This is a genomic window from Streptomyces sp. NBC_01216 (assembly GCF_035994945.1).
Taxonomy (GTDB): Bacteria; Actinomycetota; Actinomycetes; order Streptomycetales; family Streptomycetaceae; genus Streptomyces.
Genome location: NZ_CP108677.1, coordinates 3,622,908 through 3,642,479, shown reverse-complemented (window position 1 = coordinate 3,642,479; position 19,572 = coordinate 3,622,908). Strand labels below are relative to the sequence as shown.

The window sequence follows — 19,572 nt, the reverse complement described above, 5'->3', positions numbered from 1 at the left end:
TGCACACTGCTCACTGGGGTTCGCCCTGTCGGTGCCGACGGCACGAGTCCACGCAGACGGGAAAGGAGGGCATGACATGGAGACCGGCACAACCGGTGTCGCGTCTGCCTCTGTAGGCGCGCAGCCCGCCGCGCAGACGGGTGAGGAGACGTTTTCGGGAGTGTGGCTCAGCCGCTACGAGTTCTTCTCTTCGAGCCGGGGCGACTCGTACGAGGGTAAGCACTACGTAGTGATCGTCCAGCATGGGAACCGGCTGACCGTTCAGAGTCTGCCTGGGGCGAGCAGCAACCCGGACAGCCCGCTCACGCTGGATCTGACCGTTGATCGCAACGTGGTCACGGGTACGTGGGTCGAGCAGACTGCCGCAGACGGCTACTACAACGGGGCCCGCTACCACGGGGCCATCCAACTCCTGGTCGAGCCGACCGGGCGGCGTATGGCCGGGAAGTGGGTCGGCTTCGGCAAGGACTTCGACGTGAATACCGGCCCCTGGGAACTGCGGCTGGTGGACCGGTCCACGAGCAAGGCGACGCTGGAGAGGTACAGCCAGCCGCCGGAGTGACATCCGACGGAGCACCTGATGGGCCGAAGACCCCACGGGTGGGGCCTTCGGCGGGATTTGCAGGGCGTTAACTGTGCCGCTCTCGCACCTTCGGCGATCGATATGCGCTGGTCAGAGCCACGGTGGGCCCGAAAAACGGAGTCACACCCAGCGTGCGCCTTCCGAGCTGGGGCCGGGGTCGCGGTGAGGGCTGCGCCTGAACTTTGGACATCCCGGGTGACGAAGTGACGGAATGACGATTAGTTCTGATCCACTCATGGAAACAACGACACTCCTATAAGAGATAACCGGGGGAGAGCGTGATTTCGTCACTTCGTCACGCGTGTCCGCTGCCGGCATCTGGAGGGGTTACGCGGGTGCTCAGGTGGCGCTGTCGGTACCCATCTTCGCCCAATGGATCTGGATCCGTTGCTCAGGGATGATCCGCTGTCCGCGCACTCCCTTGGTCACTTCAACCCGGTCTATCGCGAGTGACAACCGGCCGCGCCGGTCTTCGTTTGTCGCCTCAGCCCACGCCTCACGCAGGATGAGGCCGTCGAGCATCGGTGACACGTCCACGGACGGCATGGGGAGCTTACGAAGATCGGTGCCGAGCCCTTCGATGCGCCCCCTCAGGCGCTCTGCAAGCCGGTTGTAGCGCTCCACGGCTGCGGGGCCACTGAACTCGCCGCGCACGTATCGCGCGTCCTCCAGATCGGCAAGGCGGGCTTCCTCGTCCTGGATCTCAGCAGTAAGCGCATCACGTTTCGCGAAGGTCTCCGGGTCCACCCGATGCACCCAGCGATCTGCGATAGCGACAAGCAGCGGGTCGTCCGGTTCGAGCGCTGGGAGCTTGGTGAGGAACTGTTCCGTCACGTACTGGTCAACCGCCTCAGCCAGCGCCGACGCTCCGATGCACTGGTTGCCCGCGCGGCGAGCCATGCACTGGTAGCTGCCTCCCACACGGTGCGTCCGGCGACCGCAGCCGGGTACCGCGCAGTAGACGAGTCCCGTGAGCAGCGCGGTCCCCTCGGGCTTCGGCCGCCGCTTTCCTGCGTGCACGAACGTCCTGGATTCCAGGGTGCGGATGATCTGTTCACGCTCTCCGACCGTGATGATCCCCTCGCCGATCCCGACGGTGTCCAGAGTCTCGGGATCGCGGTACGGAAAGACCCTGCCCGTGTACTTCCGCTCACCGTCGTCCGTCTCGACGGTCTCGGTCTCCGGCATCAGGCCGGCGAGCGCAGGAGAGCGCAGGAGCTGCATGATGCTGGCGGCGTTCCACTGCCCGCCCCTGGGCGAGAGGATCTCGTACTCGTTGAGAAGTCGGGCGATCTTGACCAGCGACGTTCCGGCGAGCGCTTCATCCGCGATGAGACGGGCGTAGACGGCGTGCTCCGGGTCATGGACGAGCTTCTTGGTCTGCGGGTCGATGAGCAGCCCGTACGGAGGCTGTCCGCCGATCCACTGACCCTCGCTGCGTAGGTATCGCTTGGCATGGCCGACGCGTGTGCCGAGATTCTTCGACTCGGATCGGGCGAGTTCGGCGAGCATCGCCACGACCATGCGCGCCGAGTCGTTCGAGGTGTCGAGACCGTCCACCACCGAGACGAGACGGCCGCCGGATTTCTCGATGTCGTCCAGCACCTTGCCGACCTGGCCGATGCACTTGCGGGACAGGCGGTCCAGTTTCCAGACGATCAGCGTGCCCACGACGCCCGCCGTGACGGCCGCCAGGGCGGCGTCGAAGCCCTTGCGCTCAACGGTCTTGTAGCCGGAGCGCCCTCTGTCTATGTGGACCTTGCGGACGGCGACCGCAGCGGCAACGTCGTCCACTGCGACCCGCCTGCGCTGGACCGCGCGCAAAACGGCCTCCGTGTAGCCGTAGGTCTGAATCAGGCCCGGAACGAACCACGAGGAGTAGGAGCGGAACCGGCGGGTTCGCTCGAAGAGCGGGAGACGGGCTTCCTGTGCCTGCTTGAGCCCGGCGCGCTCCATACGCCGCCACCCGACCCACATGCCTTCGGCGGTGCGCGGCGAGGCCAACAGGTCTTCCGTTTGATCTTCCGACCCGCACGCCTGGCACCACGCCCGGATGTCGTCAGCGGACGGGGGCGTGCGCGCGTTCATGATCCGCGATGACTTGGACGGGTGCCAGGAGCACAGACGGGCGATGTCCCGTCCGGTGAGGCCGGCATCCCGGCACAGCTCAGCGAGTCGGTTCGCCAGAGCCCGCCGGGCCTGCTGTGCACTTGATGGTGAGACGGCCATGGTGGTGACAGCTCAGCGCGGTCGGTACTCCTCGTGTGGAACGGCCCGTTGCCAGGCCGCTTCGAATGCGACGGCGCACAGCTTCACCCGCTCGGGCTCGTCCGTGTACTCCCGCCCGTCCTGGTCGAACTGCCCGTTCCCGGTGAAGTGGTGGAACAGCGCTTGCCCACCGTCGAACAGCCAGAAGTCAGTACCCGGCACGGCCAAGTCCGTGGTCTGCCGCCGTGGCAGCCACCGGACCAGTTCACCCGCCGCGATGTTCGTGAAGGTGCGGTCGCACTCGTACCGCACGTAGTCGCTGATCGGCTCCGACACGATCCGAAGCCGCCGGACCACGACCCCTCGGGCCGTCGCCACTCCTTCGCGCCGCGTGAAGCGGAGGCCGCCGGGGAAGCTGTGGCGGTATGAAATACCTCGTACGGGACAAGATCTTCGCGCTCGGCGACGACTACTGGATCGAGGACGAGGACGGCCGCCACGCCTTCCTCGTCGACGGCAAGGCCCTGCGGCTGCGCGACACGCTGGAGCTGAAGGACCCGCTCGGACAGGTCCTGATCACGCTGCGGCAGAAGATGTTCAGCCTCCGGGACGCCATGACGATCGAGCGGGACGACCGGCCGCTCGCCACGATCCGCCGCAAGCGGCTCTCGCTGCTCCGCAACCACTACCGTGTCGGTCTGGTCGAGGGCACCGAGCTGGACGTCTCCGGTCGGATTCTGGACCGGGAGTTCACGGTCGAGTACGACGGTGAACTCCTGGCCCACATCTCCAGGCGGTGGTTCCGCCTGCGGGACACCTACGCCGTGAACGTCGTGCGGGAGGACACCGACGCGGCGCTGCTGATCGCCGTGGCGGTGTGCGTGATCCGGATGGCCGAGCGGGAGGACTGACCGGCCGCCCGGCGGGGCGGGCACGGCGCCGTGGGCGAGGGGGTCAGGGCGTCCTGCCCAGGACACGGTCCTTGAGGGCGGGGAACTCCTCCCTCGTCGTCTCGACCTTCGCCGGGTCGAGGACCACCCGAAGGATCTCCTCGCCGGGCCCCGCCTCCGCGAGGACCTCGCCCCACGGGTCCACCACGATCGAGTGCCCGGCCTGTTCCACGCCCGCGTGGGTTCCGGCGGTGCCGCAGGCCAGCATGTACGCCTGGTTCTCCACGGCTCGTGCCCGCGCGAGCAGCGTCCAGTGCGCGCGCCGCCGGGCGGGCCAGCCCGCCGGGACGACGAACGCCTGGGCACCGGCGTCCACCAGACCCCGGAACAGCTCGGGGAAGCGCAGGTCGTAGCAGGTGGCGACACCGACGGTCAGCTCCGGCAGGGCGACCGTGACCAGTTCCTTGCCGGCCGCCATCATCACCGCTTCGCCCTTGTCGAAGCCGAAGCGGTGGATCTTCCGGTAGCCGGCCGCGAGGTCGCCGGCGGGGGAGAGGACGAGCGAGGTGTTGTAGAGCGCTCCCCCGGCCGCCTCGACGACCGACCCGGCGTGCAGCCACACCCGGGCGTCGCGGGCCGCCTCCGCCATCGCCTCGTACGTGGGGCCGCGCAGTGGTTCGGACTCGGCTGCGAACGCCTCGTAGGCGAAGGCGCCCATCGGCCACAACTCGGGGAGCACGACGAGATCGGCCGCGCCGCGTTCCTCCCGTACGAGACCGGCCACCCGCGCGCGGCGGGCTTCGATCGTTTCGTCCGGGTCTACTGCGATCTGGATGAGGGAGGCGCGCACACTACCACCGTCCTGGCATTCGAGCCGTCAACACGGGCCTACGATCGTCACACGAAAGCACTGCCGGGGTGCCTTCGGGCAGCGTAACTTAGCGTCCGAGCCTCCCAAGCAGTCTTGTTTTCAGCCCGCGCACCGCAGAACCGCCGAGGGGTCCCGTGACCGTCCATCCCAGCCTCCAGACCTATGCCGACGCCTGGACCCACTCCATCGAAGCGATATCCGAACTCGTCCAGCCGCTCGTGGAAGGCGAATGGAACCGTCCGACCCCCTGTCCGGGCTGGTCGGTGCGCGACATCGTGTCCCATGTGATCGGCATGGAGTGCGAGATGCTCGGCGATCCGCGTCCGATCCACTCCCTCCCCCGCGATCTCTACCACGTGCGCAGTGAGTTCGCCCGGTACATGGAGATGCAGGTCGACGTGCGCCGGCACCACACGGGTCCGGAGATGACCTCGGAGCTGGAGTACGTCCTGATCCGCCGGGCGCGCCGGCTGCGCAACGAGAACCGCGGACCGGAGCATCTGATCCGTGCGCCGCTCGGAGCCGAGCAGACGCTGGAGACGGCCTACCGGATGCGGGCCTTCGACGTGTGGGTACACGAACAGGACCTGCGCACCACGCTGGGCCGGCCGGGCAACCTGGACTCGCCGGCCGCGCTGATCGTCCGTGACGTGCTGCTGGAGGGGCTGCCGAAGGTCGTCGCCAAGGAGGCGGGAGCGCCGGTGAACTCGGCGGTCGTCATCGACGTACACGGCCCGGTGGAGTTCCTGCGGACGGTGCGGGTGGACGCGGACGGGCGCGGATCGGTCGACGGCGCTCCGTCGCTGGGTCCGGTGGCGACGCTGGCGACGGACTGGGAGACGTACGTCCGGCTGGCCTGCGGACGGGTCCGGCCGGCCGAGGTCGCCGACCGGGTCAGGGCCGAGGGCGACCCGGACCTGGTGCGGACGATCCTGGACAACTTCACGGTGACGCCCCGTTAGGTCCGCTCCGTAGCGGTCCGGGAGAGTCCGTGACCGGCGGGGAGGGCCTCGGCGCCGGCTCTCGCGCGGAGGGCTTGGGTGCGGAGGGCTTGGGCACGCCGCCCCCGCCCCCTGGGGCCTTCACGCGGGTACGTGGACGGCTTCCACCCGGCTCGCCACGAGTCGTTCGCGCTCGAGCCGCGCGGTACGGGCCTTGAGGCGGAGGATCTGCAGGACGCCCAGCGCCTCCAGGACGAAGACCGAGGAGAAGGCGATCCGGTAGTCGTCGCCGGTCGCGTCGAGAAGGACGCCGACCGCGAGCAGGGTCGTCATCGAGGCGACGAAACCACCCATGTTGACGATTCCGGAGGCGGTGCCCTGACGCTCCGGAGGGTTGGCGGGGCGCGCGAAGTCGAAGCCGATCATCGAGGCGGGGCCGCAGGCGCCGAGCACGGCGCACAGGGTGATCAGCAACCACATCGGGGCCCGGTCGCCCGGGTGGAGCAGCGTGGCCGCCCACAACAGCGCGGTCGCCGCGACCGTGCCCAGGGCCAGCGGCGCCCTCGCCGCGTGGTGGCGGGCGATGATCTGACCGTAGGCGAGGCCCACGACCATGTTGGAGAGCACCACCAGCGTCAGGAGCTCACCGGCGACGTCCCGCGGGACCCCCTGATCCTCGACGAGGAAGGGCATGCCCCACAGCAGCAGGAACACCATCGCCGGGAACTGGGTGGTGAAGTGCACCCACATCCCGAGCCGGGTCCCCGGCTCGCTCCATGACGCGGCGATCTGGCGCCGGACGAAGGCCACGCCCGCGTGCGGGGCGGGGGCCGGCGCGTGCCCCTCGGGGTGGTCCTTGAGGAAAAGGAGCAACAGCGTCAGGGCGACGGCGCCGGCGGCCGAGCTGCCGACGAAGGTGGCGGTCCAGCCCCAGTCGTCCAGCGCCCGCGCGATGACGAGGGTGGAGACGAGGTTGCCGGCCATGCCGAACAGTGCGGCGACCTGGCCGATGAGCGGGCCGCGCCGGGCGGGGAACCAGCGGGAACCAAGCCGCAGCACACTGATGAAGGTCATCGCGTCGCCGCAGCCGAGCAGGGCCCGGGAGGCGAGCGCCATGCCGTAGGAGGGGGAGAGGGCGAAACCGAGCTGGCCGAGGGTGAAGAGGACGACGCCGAGGGTCAGGACCCTCTTCGTGCCGAGCCGGTCGACCATCAGGCCGACGGGTATCTGCATGCCCGCGTAGACCAGCAGCTGGAGGATGGAGAAGGTGGAGAGGGCGGAGGCGTTGACGTCGAACCGGTCGGCCGCGTCGAGTCCGGCGACTCCCAGGGACGTACGGAAGATGACGGCGACGAAGTAGACGGAGACGCCGACGCCCCAGACCAGGGCCGCTCGCCGGCCGCCGGGAGGATCACCGGGCAGGGTGACGCCGGCGCCGTGTCCCCGTCCGCTCACCGTGCCTCACCCCGTACCAGGACTTCGACCCGGCCGAGGTGGTGCCGGACGCAGGCGGCGGCGCCCTCGACGTCGGCGTCCCTGATCCGCTGGAGGATCTCGGCGTGCTCGGTGATGTTCTTGGCGATCCGATCGGGGTGGGACTGCATGACGGCGACCCCCATCCTCAGCTGTCGGTCGCGCAACTGGTCGTAGAGCCTGGCGAGGATCTGGTTGCCGGCGTACCGGACGATCTCGGCGTGGAAGCAGCGGTCGGTGACGGCGACCTCGGCGAGGTCGCCGGCCTCGGCGCGGCGCTTCTGCTCTTCCAGGAGCTCCTCGAGCCGCGTGATCAGCGCAGGTGATGCGGGGACGGCGCGGCGCACCGCGAACTCCTCGACGAGCAGCCGGGTCTCGACCACGTCGGCGATCTCCTGGGCGGAGACCGCGAGCACCAGGGCGCCCTTCTTCGGGTAGAGCCTGAGCAGCCCTTCCATCTCCAGCTTCAGCAGCGCCTCCCGTACCGGGGTGCGGGAGACCCCGACGGCCTCGGCGAGCTCCCCCTCGGTGAGGAGGGTGCCGCCTTCGTAGCGGCGCTCGAGAACGGCCTGCTTGACGTGCAGGTAGACGCGTTCGGCTGCGGGAGGTGCGGATGCCATGGACACAGCATAGATACAAGAGGGGTGCAACCCGTGGGCTCGTCCGCGATACGGACGGAGAGCCCGGCGAGGTCGAAGACGAGGACGCCCGGCCGGGATGGCACCGGCCGGGCGTTTCACGTGAAACACGCGAACTCGGGCGTCACACCTCGTGGATGACGCGCGGGACGTGCTACGTCCAGGTGAGAAGGCGCTTCGGCTGTTCCAGGATCGCGGCGATGTCCGCGAGGAACTTGGAACCGAGCTCGCCGTCCACCAGACGGTGGTCGAACGACAGCGCCAGCGTGGTGACCTGGCGCGGCTTCACCTTGCCCTTGTGGACCCACGGCTGGAGCTTGATCGCGCCGACCGCGAGGATCGCCGACTCGCCGGGGTTGAGGATCGGCGTGCCGGTGTCGACGCCGAAGACGCCGACGTTGGTGATGGTGAAGGTGCCGCCCTGCATGGCCGCCGGGGTCGTCTTGCCCTCGCGGGCCGTGGCGACCAGTTCACTGAGGGACCGCGAGAGTTCCGGCAGGGTCTGGGCGTGCGCGTCCTTGATGTTCGGCACGATCAGCCCGCGCGGGGTGGCCGCGGCGATGCCCAGGTTGACGTAGTGCTTGAGCACGATCTCCTGGTTCGCCTCGTCCCAGGCCGCGTTGATCTCCGGGTTACGCCGGGCGGCGACCAGGACGGCCTTGGCGACGAGGAGGAGCGGGTTGACCCGGAGGCCCGCCATGTCCTTGTCGGACTTGAGTTCCTCGACCAGCTTCATCGTGCGCGTGATGTCGAAGGTCACGAACTCGGTGACGTGCGGCGCGGTGAAGGCCGAGCCGACCATCGCCGCCGCGGTGGCCTTGCGGACACCCTTGATCGGGACGCGGGTCTCCCGCGCGTCCGTCGCGGCCGGTGCGGCCGGTGCGGCGGCGGGAGCCGGTGCGGCGGCAGCGGCGACCGGGGCGGGCGCCTCGGCCACGGGGGACGGCGCCGGGGCCGCCGCCGCGTGGACGTCCTCGCGGGTGATGATCCCGTCCGGGCCGGTCGGGGTCACGGCCGTCAGGTCGACGCCGAGGTCCTTGGCGAGCTTGCGCACCGGCGGCTTGGTCAGTGGCCGGACGGCGCTCGCGGCACCGTGCCCGTTGAGTTCGCCCTGGATAGCGGCGGCGGCCTGCTGGGGCACGGTGGCGCTCTTGCGCGGCCGGCGCTTGGTCGAGGTCGCGGCGACGCCGTAGCCGACCAGGACCGGCTGACGGCCCTGCGGTTCGGCCTCCTCGGCCTCCTCGGCCGGTGCGGCCGGTGCGGCCGGTGCGGCCACGGGGGTCTCGACGGCAGCGGGGGTCTCTGCGGCCGGTGCGGCCGGAGTCCCGGCGGACGCGGAACCGCCGATGTTCACGGAGATGATCACCTGGCCGACGTCGACCGTGGTGCCCTCGCCGAAGCGCAGGTCATGGACCACGCCGTCGAAGGGGATCGGCAGTTCGACGGCCGCCTTGGCCGTCTCGACCTCGCAGACGACCTGCCCGTCGGTGACCGTGTCACCGGGCTGGACGTACCACTTGAGGATCTCGGCCTCGGTGAGGCCCTCGCCCACGTCGGGCATCTTGAATTCGCGGATGGTCACGGGGCTCTCCTCAGTACGCCAGCGAGCGGTCGACGGCGTCGAGCACACGGTCCAGGCCCGGCAGGTACTCCTCCTCCAGGCGCGCCGGCGGATACGGCGCGTGGTAGCCGCCGACCCGCAGGACGGGGGCTTCCAGGTGGTAGAAGCAGCGTTCGGTGATCCGGGCGGCGATCTCCGCGCCCGAGCCGTAGAAGACCGGGGCCTCGTGGACCACGACCAGCCGGCGGGTCTTCTCGACCGACGACTGGATGGTGTCGAAGTCGATCGGGGACAGCGAACGCAGGTCCAGGACCTCGATCGACTTGCCCTCCTCGGCCGCCGCGGCGGCCACCTCCAGGCAGGTCTTCACCATCGGGCCGTAGGCGGCGAGGGTGAGGTCCGTGCCCTCGCGGGCGACCCGGGCCTTGTGGAGCTCGCCGGGGATGGCCTCGGTGTCGACCTCGCCCTTGTCCCAGTAGCGGCGCTTGGGTTCGAAGAAGATGACCGGGTCGTCACTCTGGATCGCCTGCTGGAGCATCCAGTAGGCGTCGGAGGAGTTCGCCGGAGTGACCACCTTGAGGCCCGCGACGTGCGCGAAGAGCGCCTCGGGGGACTCGGAGTGGTGCTCGACGGCGCCGATGCCACCGCCGTACGGAATGCGGATGACGACCGGCATCTTCACCGTGCCGAGCGATCGGGCCCGCATCTTGGCCAGCTGGGTGACGATCTGGTCGTACGCCGGGAAGACGAAACCGTCGAACTGGATCTCCACGACCGGCCGGTAGCCGCGCAGGGCGAGACCGATCGCGGTGCCGACGATGCCGGACTCGGCGAGCGGGGTGTCGATGACCCGGTCCTCGCCGAAGTCCTTCTGCAGGCCGTCGGTGATCCGGAAGACGCCGCCGAGCTTGCCGACGTCCAAGCCCATGATGACGACCTTGGGGTCGCTCTCCAGGGACTTGCGCAGCGACTCGTTGAGCGCCCTCGCGAGGGGAAGGTTCTGAACAGCCATGATTACTCGGCCTCTCCATCCGCGAAGGACGCCTGGTAGGCGGCGAACTGCGCGCGCTCCTCGTCGACGAGCGCGTGCCCGTCCGCGTACACGTTGTCGAAGATCGCCATGTGGTCCGGAACGGGCATGGCGCGGACGACCTCACGGACGTGCTTGCCGAGCTCCTCGCTCTCCGCCTCGAGCGCCTCGAAGAAGGCCGCGTCGGCGTGCCCCTCGTTCTCCATGTACGTCCGGAGACGCTGGATCGGGTCCTTGGCCTCCCACGCCTCCCGCTCCGCGTCGCGGCGGTAGCGCGTCGGGTCGTCGGAGGTGGTGTGGGCGGCCATCCGGTAGGTGAACGCCTCGATGAGGGTCGGGCCCTCACCGCGCCGGGCACGCTCCAGGGCCGAACGGGTCACGGCCAGGCACGCGAGGACGTCGTTGCCGTCGACACGGACGCCCGGGAAGCCGAAGCCGCGGGCGCGCTGGTAGAGCGGGACGCGCGTCTGCTTCTCGATGGGCTCGGAAATGGCCCACTGGTTGTTCTGGCAGAAGAACACGACGGGAGCGTTGTAGACCGCGGAGAACACGAACGACTCGTTCACGTCGCCCTGGCTGGAAGCGCCGTCGCCGAAGTACGCGAGCACGGCGGAGTCCGCGCCGTCCTTGGCGATACCCATGGCGTAGCCGGTGGCGTGCAGGGTCTGCGAGCCGAGGACGATCGTGTACAGGTGGAAGTTGTTGGTGCTGGGGTCCCAGCCACCGTGGTTCACACCGCGGAACATGCCCAGCAGGTTGGTCGGGTCGACGCCACGGCACCAGGCCACACCGTGCTCGCGGTAGGTGGGGAAGACATAGTCGTCGTCGCGCAGCGCACGGCCGGAGCCGATCTGCGCGGCCTCCTGGCCGAGCAGCGACGCCCACAGGCCCAGCTCGCCCTGACGCTGCAGGGAAGTGGCCTCGGCGTCGAAGCGGCGGGTCAGGACCATGTCCCGGTACAGCCCGCGCAGCTCGTCGGCGCTCAGGTCGATGTCGTACTCGGGGTGCTGTACGCGCTCCCCTTCGGGCGTCAGCAGCTGAACGAGCTCGGGTTCGGAGTTCTGCGAATCCTGTGCCTTCTTCGCGCTGGCGCTGGCGGTGCGCTTGGTGCCGCTGCTGCGTCGCGTCGTCTTGCGCGCGGCAGTGCTCTCCACGGTCACGTGCGTGCTCCTCCGTCGGTCCGGCCCCCGGGATTGCCGGGCAAGGCCTGGGGTCCCCCTACCGCAGGCAAGGGGAGGCTCGCCCTTCCGGCCCGCGCACGGGGTGGGTGCGCTCGGCCGGGGTCGGGCGTGACAGGTGCCCCGGCGAGCGCCCTGCCATAGGCACGTTACCCAGTGCGCCGCATTCCTGCGAAACCCCGTTTGACCTGCGATTTTGCTTGGATTTCCAAGTAAATCGAGAAATGGGGGAACGTAGCTGGTCAGCGCAGTGCAACGACCTGGAGGTCGCCGGAACACGGGCACGTTATCCCGCCACCCCCGGGCACGGGAAGAGCCAATATGTGAGACTGACCCGGTGCACGAAGAGGGAAAAATCCGGGTATTTCTGCTCGACGACCATGAAGTCGTCCGGCGCGGCGTCCACGAGCTGCTGTCCGTGGAGGACGACATCGAGGTGGTCGGAGAGGCCGGCACAGCGGCAGAAGCGCTGGTCAGGATCCCGGCGACGCGTCCCGATGTGGCCGTTCTCGACGTCCGGCTGCCCGACGGCAGCGGGGTCGAGGTCTGCCGCGAGGTCCGTTCGCAGAACGACGACATCGGATGCCTGATGCTCACCTCGTACGCCGACGACGAAGCGCTCTTCGACGCGATCATGGCCGGAGCGTCGGGATACGTCCTCAAGGCCATCCGGGGGAACGAACTGCTCTCGGCGGTCCGCGACGTCGCGGCCGGAAGGTCACTGCTCGACCCGGTGGCGACCGCCCGAGTCCTGGAGCGACTGCGCGACGGGAACAATCCGAAGGGTGACGACCGGCTCGCCAAGCTGACGGACCAGGAACGCAGGATCCTGGACCTGATCGGCGAGGGCCTGACCAACCGGGTCATCGGCGAGCGCCTCCACCTCGCGGAGAAGACCATCAAGAACTACGTCTCCAGCCTGCTGTCGAAACTGGGCATGGAACGACGATCCCAGGCCGCGGCCTACGTGGCGCGGCTCCAGGCCGAGCGGCGCTGACCGCTCCCCGACGGGCGGCTTTCGGCGGGCCCGCACACGGAGGGAACCCCTCGCCCGGGAGTCGCGAAGGGACCCGGGCCCGACGGGGAGCCCGGATTCGGGACCTACGTCCCTGGCCGGCCGGGGCGGGCGCCCCTTCCCGCGTCGGGCCGTGGTGCCGGAGGGTGGACGGCATGTCCTCCGAGGAGATCCACGCCATCGAGCTGCTGACCGGGGTGTCGTACGGCCGGGTGGCGACGAGCATGCGCGCCATGCCGTTCGTGGCGCCGGCCCGGCACATCGTGGTCGACGGCGGCGTCCTGCTGCGCATGCACCGGGGCCTCGGCTACCACCGGGCGTGCTCCGGCGGGGTCGTCGCCTACGGCGCCGACAACCTCGGCTCCGGTGCCCGGCACCTGTGGTCCGTGCAGGTCACGGGCACCGCCGAGATCGCCGAACCGACCACGGAACAGCTCACGGCCTTCGGCCACTGCCCCCGGGCCGTGGACGGCGAACCCTTCGACGCGGTCTATCTGCGCGTCGAGCCCCGGTTCGAGACCGTGCACACGCTCGATCACGCCCCCGAGGGCCTCGATCGCGCCCCGCGGACATCGCCGGCATCGACGGACGACCGGACTCGCGTGTCGGGGCACCCACCGGCGCGCGGCATGCCGGACGCGCCCGGCGCGTCCGCGGCCGAGCGCCCCCACGGAGCGACACACGCACCACACAGCGTGATCTAACATCTGGGGAGTGCCGCGCTCATCTGAAACACTCGTTCCGCCACTCGGCCCTCTGCTGCGCCGCTACCGGGGCACCGGCGAACCCCTGTCCTGCGAACCGGTGGCCCAAGGGCTGCTCAACCGCGGCTACCGCGTCTCCACCACCCGCGGCGCCTACTTCCTCAAGCAGCACCTGGACGCCCCGACCGCCGACCGGACGACCATCAGCCGCCAGCACCACGCCACCCAGCGGCTGCACGCCCTGGGACTGCCCGTCGCCCCGCCGCTGGCCGACGACGCGGGCCGTACCGTCGCGGTGATCGGCGGCCGGTGCTACGCCCTGCACCCCTGGGTCGACGGGCGCCACCGCGACGGCACCCAGCTCTCCACCGGCGGCTCCCGGCGGCTCGGCCTGCTCCTCGGACACGTCCACACCTGCCTGGACCAGGTGATGGGGTCACAGGCCCCCGGCGAGCGGTACGAGAGCGCCCGCCCCGAGGAGACCTTCCACCTCATCGACGACCTGCTGCGTCTCGCCCGCGCCCGCCGCCCCCGCGAGACCTTCGACGAACTCGCCGTGCACCGGCTGCTCGAACGCCGCGACCTGCTCGCCCTGCACACCCACCGCCGCCCGCCGCCCGCCGCCGCGGCCGGCTGGGTGCACGGCGACTTCCATCCGCTGAACCTGCTCTACCGGGGCGCCGAGCCGGCCGCGATCGTCGACTGGGACCGGCTCGGGGTGCAGCCCCGGGCCGAGGAAGCGGTCCGGGCCGCCGCTCTCTTCTTCGTGCGGCCGACGGGCGAACTGGCACTGGAGAAGGTGCGGGCGTACGCGCGGGCCTACCGGCGGGCGGCGGACGCCGACGCGGACGAACTGGCCGCCGCCGTGCACCGGGTGTGGTGGGAGCGGCTCAACGACTTCTGGATACTGCGCTGGCGATATCGCCTGCACGACCGCAGGGCCGACCCGCTGTTCCCCGCGTCATCGGCCCTGGCGGTGTGGTGGACCCGCGAATACGAGGCGGTGCGCGACGCGTTCACGGACTGACGGCGAAGGGCGCCGCGGTGCGGTCGCCGGACCGCACCGCGGCGGACCGCCCGTCAGGGGGTACTGCCCCCGGTGGGCTCGCCGTTGGAGCCCACCGTCGTACCGGCTGTGGTACCCGTGGACGTCCCGCTGGACGTACCCGTGCCCGTCGACGTGCCCGTGTTGGCGTTGCCCGTCGACGTGCCCGTGTTGGAGTTGCCCTCCGTCGAGCCCTCGCTCGTCCCCTCCGTGCCGCCGTCCGCGGCACCGCCCTCCGTGGTGCCGCCGTCCACCGGGTCCGTCGAGGGCGAGCCCGTCGGGGTGCTCGGTGTCGTCGGCCGGTAGGAATGCTTGGTCGGAGGGTACGAGGGGTACTGGTCACCGCCGGATGAGGTGTCCGGTTCCTCCACGTCCTCGGAGGGCTCGTCCGAAGGGGACGGCGAATCCTCAGGCGCGGAGGGCTGGTTGCTGACGGTCGGCTTGTCCGTGGTGGTGGTGCCCTTGTTGCCGGCCTTGTCCAGCGCGTAGACGACACCCGCCATGATGGCGATCATCGCCAGCGCGACGAACAGCACCACCTTGCCGCGACCGCGACGGCCGCCCGGGGAGCCGTAGCCCGCCGGCGCGTAGCCACCGCTGTCGTAGCCGCCGACGCCGCCGTCGTCGGGGTTCATCGGCGGAAGGATCGGGCTGTGCGCGGTGTCGTGGTGCATCGGGTGGCCGAGCGCCGCGGTCGCGGCCATCCCGCCGGACGGGGTGTGCCCGCCCTGGAAGACCTCCACCGGTCCCGTGTTCCACGTGCCGGTGTGCCCGCCCTGCTGCTGGAGCATCTGCAGGCCGTACTGGATCAGGCCGCGCATCTCCTCGGCGCTCTGGAACCGGTCGTCCGGCTCCTTGGCGAGCGAGCGCATGACCAGTCCGTCGAGCTCGGGCGGCGCCGCCTGGGCGACGTCGGACGGCGGCACGGGCGCGTCCTGGACGTGCTGGTAGACCACCGAGAGCGGGGTCTCGCCGGTGAACGGGGGCCGCAGCGCCAGCAGTTCGTAGAGCAGACAGCCGGTGGCGTAGAGGTCGGAGCGGTGGTCGACGGCCTTGCCGAGCGCCTGCTCGGGGGACAGGTACTGCGGCGTGCCCATGACCATGCCGGTCTGGGTCATCGTCGCCTGCCCGCTGTGCAGGGCACGGGCGATGCCGAAGTCCATGACCTTCACCGCGCCGGTGTGCGTGATGATGACGTTCGCCGGCTTGATGTCACGGTGCACGATGCCGTGCTGGTGCGAGTACGCGAGGGCTTCCAGCACCCCGGAGACGATGATCAGTGCCTGCTCCGGGCCGGGTGCCTCGGCGCTGACCAGCAGGTCCCGGATGGTGCGGCCCTCGACCAGCTCCATCACGATGTACGGCACGGACTGGCTGCCGACGACGTCCTCGCCGGAGTCGTACACCGCGACGATGGCGTGGTGGTTGAGTCCGGCGACCGACTGGGCCTCGCGCGTGAAACGCACCTTGGAGACCGGGTCCTCGGCGAGGTCGGAGCGGAGCAGCTTGACCGCGACCGTGCGGCCGAGCCGGACGTCCTCGGCGGCGAACACCTCGGCCATGCCGCCGCGCCCCAGACGATGGGTCAGCCGGTAGCGTCCGTCACCGACGACACCGCCGATGCCCCAGGACTCCGCAGCGTCCGACACACCGCCGCCTGCTTCGGATTCGGGTGCCATCAGTCCTCGCCGTCATCGCTCTTCGGGTCTCGCCGTACCGTCACGCCGGCACTCTTTCCTTCCGGTCACGCTACAGGCTCCGTCCGGCATCACGGTCCGGGACGGCCCGGCCGCCCCCGCCTTCCGCGGGCCCCGCGCGCCTTCCGGGCCGCTCGTGTAACGCTTCCGAGACGCTTGTGCTGCGGAGGGTCACGGATCGGGCACCCGGCTTGACGTGTCACTGCCCTGGGGCAGACTTGGCCGAGAAAATCCGGAACAGCGCCGCCATGCGCGTGTAGGGGGAAGCACGAATGAGCCAGGACGGCGCACAGGGCCGCTATGCCGGCGGTTCCGTCGCGGGCGGCCGGTACCAGCTTCGCGACCTGCTCGGCGAAGGCGGCATGGCGTCCGTGTACCTCGCCTACGACAGCGCTCTCGACCGTCAGGTGGCGATCAAGACACTGCACACCGAGCTCGGCCGGGAGCAGTCCTTCCGCGAGCGGTTCCGCCGCGAGGCGCAGGCCGTCGCGAAGCTGTCCCACACCAACATCGTCTCCGTCTTCGACACCGGTGAGGACGCCCTCGACGGCGCGGTCATGCCGTACATCGTCATGGAGTACGTGGAGGGCCTGCCGCTCGGCTCGGTGCTGGCCGACGACGTGCGGCAGCACGGCGCGATGCCGGCCGACAAGGCGCTGAAGGTGACGGCCGACGTGCTCGCCGCCCTGGACACCAGCCACGAGATGGGCCTGGTCCACCGCGACATCAAGCCGGGCAACGTCATGGTGACCAAGCGTGGCGTGGTCAAGGTCATGGACTTCGGCATCGCCCGCGCCATGCAGTCCGGTGTCACCTCGATGACGCAGACCGGCATGGTCGTCGGCACACCCCAGTACCTCTCCCCCGAGCAGGCCCTCGGCCGCGGCGTGGACGCCCGCTCCGATCTCTACTCGGTCGGCGTCATGCTGTTCCAGCTGCTGACCGGCCGGCTCCCGTTCGACGCCGACTCGCCGCTGGCCATCGCGTACGCGCATGTGCAGGAGGAGCCGGTCGCACCGTCCTCCGTCAACCGTTCCGTGACACCGGCGATGGACGCGCTGGTCGCCCGCGCGCTCAAGAAGAACCCGAACGAGCGCTTCCCGAACGCCTCGGCGATGCAGGACGAGTGCCTGCGGGTCCTGTCGGCCGGACAGACGAGCGCGCCGGTGATCGTCGCGGGTGGTCCGGTCAGCAGCGGTTCGGGCGTGGGCTCGGCGGTCTTCCCCCCGGTCGGACAGACACCGCCGCCCTCCACGCCCGGGATCCAGCAGCCCTACCAGCCCCCCACCCCACAGCCCGGCCCGTACGGCACGCCGGCTCCGGCTCCGTCCGCCGCCTACGGCTATCCGCCGCACGCGCCGACCCCGCCCCCGTCCCCGTCCCCGTCCCCGATGTACCAGGCACCCGCACCCGGGCCGTACACGATGCCGCCGCAGCGGTCGGCCCCGCCGGCTCCGGCGGGCGGACGGCGGAACACGCCGGTCCTCGTGGGCGCGATCGCGGTGGCGTTGCTCGTCATCGGCGGCACCGTCACGGCGCTGTCGATGTGGAGGAACTCGGACGCGGACGCGAGCGGCGACCCCAGCCAGTACCAGTCGGCCGACCCGGACCACAAGGGGCCCGACCTCAGCAAGACCATCGCCTCGAAGAAGTGCACGGACCCGCGGGAGTCGAGCGAGGACCCGGCGAAGTTCGAGATCCCGGACTTCACGTACAAGAACATCCAGTCCGTGAAGACATGCATCCAGGCCGCGGGCTGGAAGATCACGAAGCAGACGCCGGTCGACGAGAACACCTACGGCGAGGGCACGGTCCTGAGCCAGTATCCGCCGGCCGGTGAGGACGCGACGGCCGACGAGGCCGAGTTCACCCTCGAGATCTCGACGGGCGACCCGGCGCAGTAGCGGCACCGGCCGGGCCGCCCCGGAGCCTCGGGGCAGGCCGCCGGGGCCGGTCGTTCCCGGGTTCCTTCCTCCGCACCCGCCCCGGATGCCGGAAGCGTGCCGTCATGTGACGCTGAGTCGACTGGCTCGGTTGACCAGCTCGGCTGCTCGGGACGGGAGGCGGAATCCCCGTGACTCCAGGACTCCACAGGGCGCGGACACGGGCGCTCGGCCCGGCGTTCGCGTGCTGGCTCGCCATCGGAGGCGTACCGGTCGCCCACGGCGCGGAGGGCACCGCCGTGGCGGACCCCTCCGCCTCCGCCCCCGCTCCCTGGCGCGGACACGGGCCCCCCGGACGGCCGGGACCTTCCGCGCACCCCTCGCCGAGCGGCACGTCAGCGCCCGCGGAGCCGTCGGCGCCGGCAGACACCACGCTCCCTTCCGGTCCCGGCTCCGCTCCGGACACCGCCCCGGCCTCCGCGTCCGGGGACGGCGGGGACCGTGGGGACGGCGGAGACGGTGGCGAGGCGGGGCCCGAAGGCTCAGCTCGGCCCGAAGGCTCAGTGGACACGGCCGGCACCGAAGGCACCGCGCGTCCGGGGACGTCCCCGCGCCCCCGGCCCTCCCCCTCCCTCGCGGGGCGCCCCGCCGGCGAGGGCCGGGAGCGGCCCGGCCGGCCCGCGACGGCGCCCGCCCTCCCCCCGGCGCCGACCCCGTCGGCCGGGCCGTCACGTACCAAAACGGCAACAGCCGACGGCCCCGCCGTCGGCGTGGACGAGGCGGACGAGGTGGTACCCGAGGCGGAGTCCCCGGGGTCGGACGACGCGCCCGAAGGCGCGCCGGACGCCGCCGGGCGGATCGCCGCCGGTTCGGGTTCCCCCCTCTCCGACCGGCGGATTCCCGTGCTCACGCTGGGCGCCGGGCTCGCGTTGATGGGACTCGGCATCGGATTCCTCGGAGTCCGGATACGCCGTCGCTGAGACCCGAGCGGGCCGCGAGTCCCCCCTGAGACGGACCCGGAGACTCCGTCCGAGGTCGCTTGTCCTCCTCGACATACTCGGTATACATACTGAGTATGTCGATCCGCCACGGGCTTCTGGCCCTCCTCGAACGCGGCCCTCGCTACGGCTCACAGCTCCGTACGGAGTTCGAGTCCCGCACGGGAGCCACCTGGCCGCTCAACGTGGGCCAGGTCTACACGACCCTCAGCCGTCTCGAACGCGACGGACTGGTCGCGCAGAGCGGCGAGGACCCGGCCGGGCACGCCCTCTACACGATCACCGAGGACGGACGTACCGAGCTGCGGACCTGGTTCGAGAAGCCGGTCGACCGGACCAGTCCGGCTCGTGACGAGCTGGCCATCAAACTCGCCATGGCCGTGGGCGCCCCAGGGGTCGACATCCGCGGCGTCATCCAGTCCCAGCGCCACCACACCGTGAAGGCGATGCAGGACTACACCCGGCTCAAGGCCCAGGCGATCTCCGCACTCGAGAACGGGGAGTCCCACGAGCGGGACGACCTGGCCTGGCTGCTCGTCCTGGAACAGCTCATCTTCCAGACCGAGGCCGAGGCCCGCTGGCTGGATCACTGCGAGGCCCGGCTCATCCGGCTCTCGGCCCTGGCCGGCCCACCCGCCGAGGCCCAGCCACCCGAGCGGAGCCGAGCGGCGTCACCCGGGAAGGTCCGCCCGACGCCGCTGCGCTGAGCGCGAGCCGCCGAGCGCCGGACCTCCGCACCCGGCTCACCGCGACACCCCGCATCCCTCCGCACGCCCCACCCCACCGCGTCCCTCCGTATCCGACTCACGGCCCCATCGCACGCGGCCCCATCGCACGCGGCTCCGCCGCGGGTCAAG

The 19,572-nt window shown here is 70.7% G+C and carries 16 protein-coding genes and 3 pseudogenes; 9 read left to right on the top strand and 10 right to left on the bottom strand.

The window, feature by feature from the left end:
• Positions 1-10 precede the first annotated feature (10 nt).
• Positions 11-562 (top strand): annotated as a pseudogene (locus OG393_RS16005) (XRE family transcriptional regulator); the annotation flags it as partial.
• Between the two features lie 360 nt (positions 563-922).
• On the opposite strand, the pseudogene OG393_RS16000 reads toward OG393_RS16005, so the two are convergent.
• The 3 genes and pseudogenes from OG393_RS16000 to OG393_RS15990 all read right to left on the bottom strand — a co-directional run.
• Positions 923-1,930: pseudogene (locus tag OG393_RS16000) on the bottom strand (recombinase family protein); the annotation flags it as partial.
• Positions 1,931-2,065: 135 nt separating this feature from the next.
• Positions 2,066-2,812 (bottom strand): annotated as a pseudogene (locus OG393_RS15995) (Scr1 family TA system antitoxin-like transcriptional regulator); the annotation flags it as partial.
• Between the two features lie 12 nt (positions 2,813-2,824).
• Entirely contained in the window at positions 2,825-3,169 is a 345-nt protein-coding gene (locus OG393_RS15990) for a DUF6879 family protein (protein WP_327375327.1), read from the bottom strand.
• A 47-nt stretch (positions 3,170-3,216) separates the two neighbouring features.
• Between OG393_RS15990 and OG393_RS15985 the strand changes: the two genes are divergently transcribed.
• Complete coding sequence (locus tag OG393_RS15985; protein ID WP_327375326.1) at positions 3,217-3,702, top strand: LURP-one-related/scramblase family protein; 486 nt, start codon at positions 3,217-3,219, stop codon at positions 3,700-3,702.
• 43 nt (positions 3,703-3,745) lie between these two features.
• Here OG393_RS15985 and OG393_RS15980 read toward each other — a convergent pair whose 3' ends face one another.
• Positions 3,746-4,531 (bottom strand): carbon-nitrogen family hydrolase, encoded by a 786-nt coding sequence (locus OG393_RS15980; protein ID WP_327375325.1) that lies wholly within the window; start codon positions 4,529-4,531, stop codon positions 3,746-3,748.
• 155 nt (positions 4,532-4,686) lie between these two features.
• Here OG393_RS15980 and OG393_RS15975 point away from each other — a divergent pair, with 155 nt between their 5' ends.
• Positions 4,687-5,514 (top strand): maleylpyruvate isomerase family mycothiol-dependent enzyme, encoded by an 828-nt coding sequence (locus OG393_RS15975; protein ID WP_327375324.1) that lies wholly within the window; start codon positions 4,687-4,689, stop codon positions 5,512-5,514.
• Between the two features lie 120 nt (positions 5,515-5,634).
• Here OG393_RS15975 and OG393_RS15970 read toward each other — a convergent pair whose 3' ends face one another.
• The 5 genes from OG393_RS15970 to pdhA all read right to left on the bottom strand — a co-directional run bounded on the left by OG393_RS15970 (position 5,635) and on the right by pdhA (position 11,355).
• Complete coding sequence (locus tag OG393_RS15970; protein ID WP_327375323.1) at positions 5,635-6,948, bottom strand: MFS transporter; 1,314 nt, start codon at positions 6,946-6,948, stop codon at positions 5,635-5,637.
• Positions 6,945-7,586: a GntR family transcriptional regulator gene (locus OG393_RS15965; RefSeq protein ID WP_327375322.1), complete on the bottom strand. Its 642-nt coding sequence runs from the start codon at positions 7,584-7,586 to the stop codon at positions 6,945-6,947. Before OG393_RS15965 ends, OG393_RS15970 begins: the two co-directional genes overlap by 4 nt.
• A gap of 172 nt (positions 7,587-7,758) precedes the next feature.
• Positions 7,759-9,165: a dihydrolipoamide acetyltransferase family protein gene (locus OG393_RS15960; RefSeq protein ID WP_327378445.1), complete on the bottom strand. Its 1,407-nt coding sequence runs from the start codon at positions 9,163-9,165 to the stop codon at positions 7,759-7,761.
• 31 nt (positions 9,166-9,196) lie between these two features.
• The gene (locus OG393_RS15955) at positions 9,197-10,177 is read right to left on the bottom strand and encodes an alpha-ketoacid dehydrogenase subunit beta (RefSeq protein WP_327375321.1); all 981 of its coding nucleotides are present in this window, start codon (positions 10,175-10,177) and stop codon (positions 9,197-9,199) included.
• A gap of 2 nt (positions 10,178-10,179) precedes the next feature.
• Complete coding sequence (pdhA, locus tag OG393_RS15950; protein ID WP_327375320.1) at positions 10,180-11,355, bottom strand: pyruvate dehydrogenase (acetyl-transferring) E1 component subunit alpha; 1,176 nt, start codon at positions 11,353-11,355, stop codon at positions 10,180-10,182.
• Between the two features lie 355 nt (positions 11,356-11,710).
• On the opposite strand from pdhA, the gene OG393_RS15945 reads away from it, so the two are divergent.
• From OG393_RS15945 to OG393_RS15935, 3 genes are all read left to right on the top strand, one after another.
• Positions 11,711-12,370, top strand: coding sequence for a response regulator transcription factor (locus OG393_RS15945; RefSeq protein ID WP_327375319.1), 660 nt, complete (start codon positions 11,711-11,713; stop codon positions 12,368-12,370).
• A 173-nt stretch (positions 12,371-12,543) separates the two neighbouring features.
• Entirely contained in the window at positions 12,544-13,092 is a 549-nt protein-coding gene (locus OG393_RS15940; RefSeq protein ID WP_442817318.1) for a pyridoxamine 5'-phosphate oxidase family protein, read from the top strand.
• 10 nt (positions 13,093-13,102) lie between these two features.
• A complete protein-coding gene (locus tag OG393_RS15935) occupies positions 13,103-14,119 on the top strand; it encodes a phosphotransferase (protein WP_327375318.1) in 1,017 nt (338 codons plus the stop codon).
• 53 nt (positions 14,120-14,172) lie between these two features.
• On the opposite strand, the gene OG393_RS15930 is transcribed toward OG393_RS15935, so the two are convergent.
• Positions 14,173-15,816: a protein kinase domain-containing protein gene (locus OG393_RS15930; protein WP_327375317.1), complete on the bottom strand. Its 1,644-nt coding sequence runs from the start codon at positions 15,814-15,816 to the stop codon at positions 14,173-14,175.
• A 290-nt stretch (positions 15,817-16,106) separates the two neighbouring features.
• Here OG393_RS15930 and OG393_RS15925 point away from each other — a divergent pair, with 290 nt between their 5' ends.
• The 3 genes from OG393_RS15925 to OG393_RS15915 all read left to right on the top strand — a co-directional run bounded on the left by OG393_RS15925 (position 16,107) and on the right by OG393_RS15915 (position 19,422).
• Positions 16,107-17,738 (top strand): protein kinase domain-containing protein, encoded by a 1,632-nt coding sequence (locus tag OG393_RS15925; protein WP_327375316.1) that lies wholly within the window; start codon positions 16,107-16,109, stop codon positions 17,736-17,738.
• Between the two features lie 749 nt (positions 17,739-18,487).
• On the top strand, positions 18,488-18,697 hold the full coding sequence (locus OG393_RS15920; RefSeq protein ID WP_327375315.1) for a hypothetical protein: 210 nt from the start codon (positions 18,488-18,490) through the stop codon (positions 18,695-18,697).
• A gap of 95 nt (positions 18,698-18,792) precedes the next feature.
• On the top strand, positions 18,793-19,422 hold the full coding sequence (locus tag OG393_RS15915) for a PadR family transcriptional regulator (RefSeq protein ID WP_327375314.1): 630 nt from the start codon (positions 18,793-18,795) through the stop codon (positions 19,420-19,422).
• Positions 19,423-19,572: the final 150 nt, after the last annotated feature.

Bases quoted from the DNA above. Each gene is read 5' to 3' on its own strand.
- OG393_RS15985 (WP_327375326.1), top strand. From the start codon at position 3,217: ATGAAATACCTCGTACGGGACAAGATCTTCGCGCTCGGCGACGACTAC.
- OG393_RS15965 (WP_327375322.1), bottom strand. From the start codon at position 7,586: ATGGCATCCGCACCTCCCGCAGCCGAACGCGTCTACCTGCACGTCAAG.
- OG393_RS15960 (WP_327378445.1), bottom strand. From the start codon at position 9,165: ATGCCCGACGTGGGCGAGGGCCTCACCGAGGCCGAGATCCTCAAGTGG.
- OG393_RS15955 (WP_327375321.1), bottom strand. From the start codon at position 10,177: ATGGCTGTTCAGAACCTTCCCCTCGCGAGGGCGCTCAACGAGTCGCTG.
- OG393_RS15940 (WP_442817318.1), top strand. From the start codon at position 12,544: ATGTCCTCCGAGGAGATCCACGCCATCGAGCTGCTGACCGGGGTGTCG.
- OG393_RS15930 (WP_327375317.1), bottom strand. From the start codon at position 15,816: ATGGCACCCGAATCCGAAGCAGGCGGCGGTGTGTCGGACGCTGCGGAG.
- OG393_RS15925 (WP_327375316.1), top strand. From the start codon at position 16,107: ATGAGCCAGGACGGCGCACAGGGCCGCTATGCCGGCGGTTCCGTCGCG.
- OG393_RS15915 (WP_327375314.1), top strand. From the start codon at position 18,793: ATGTCGATCCGCCACGGGCTTCTGGCCCTCCTCGAACGCGGCCCTCGC.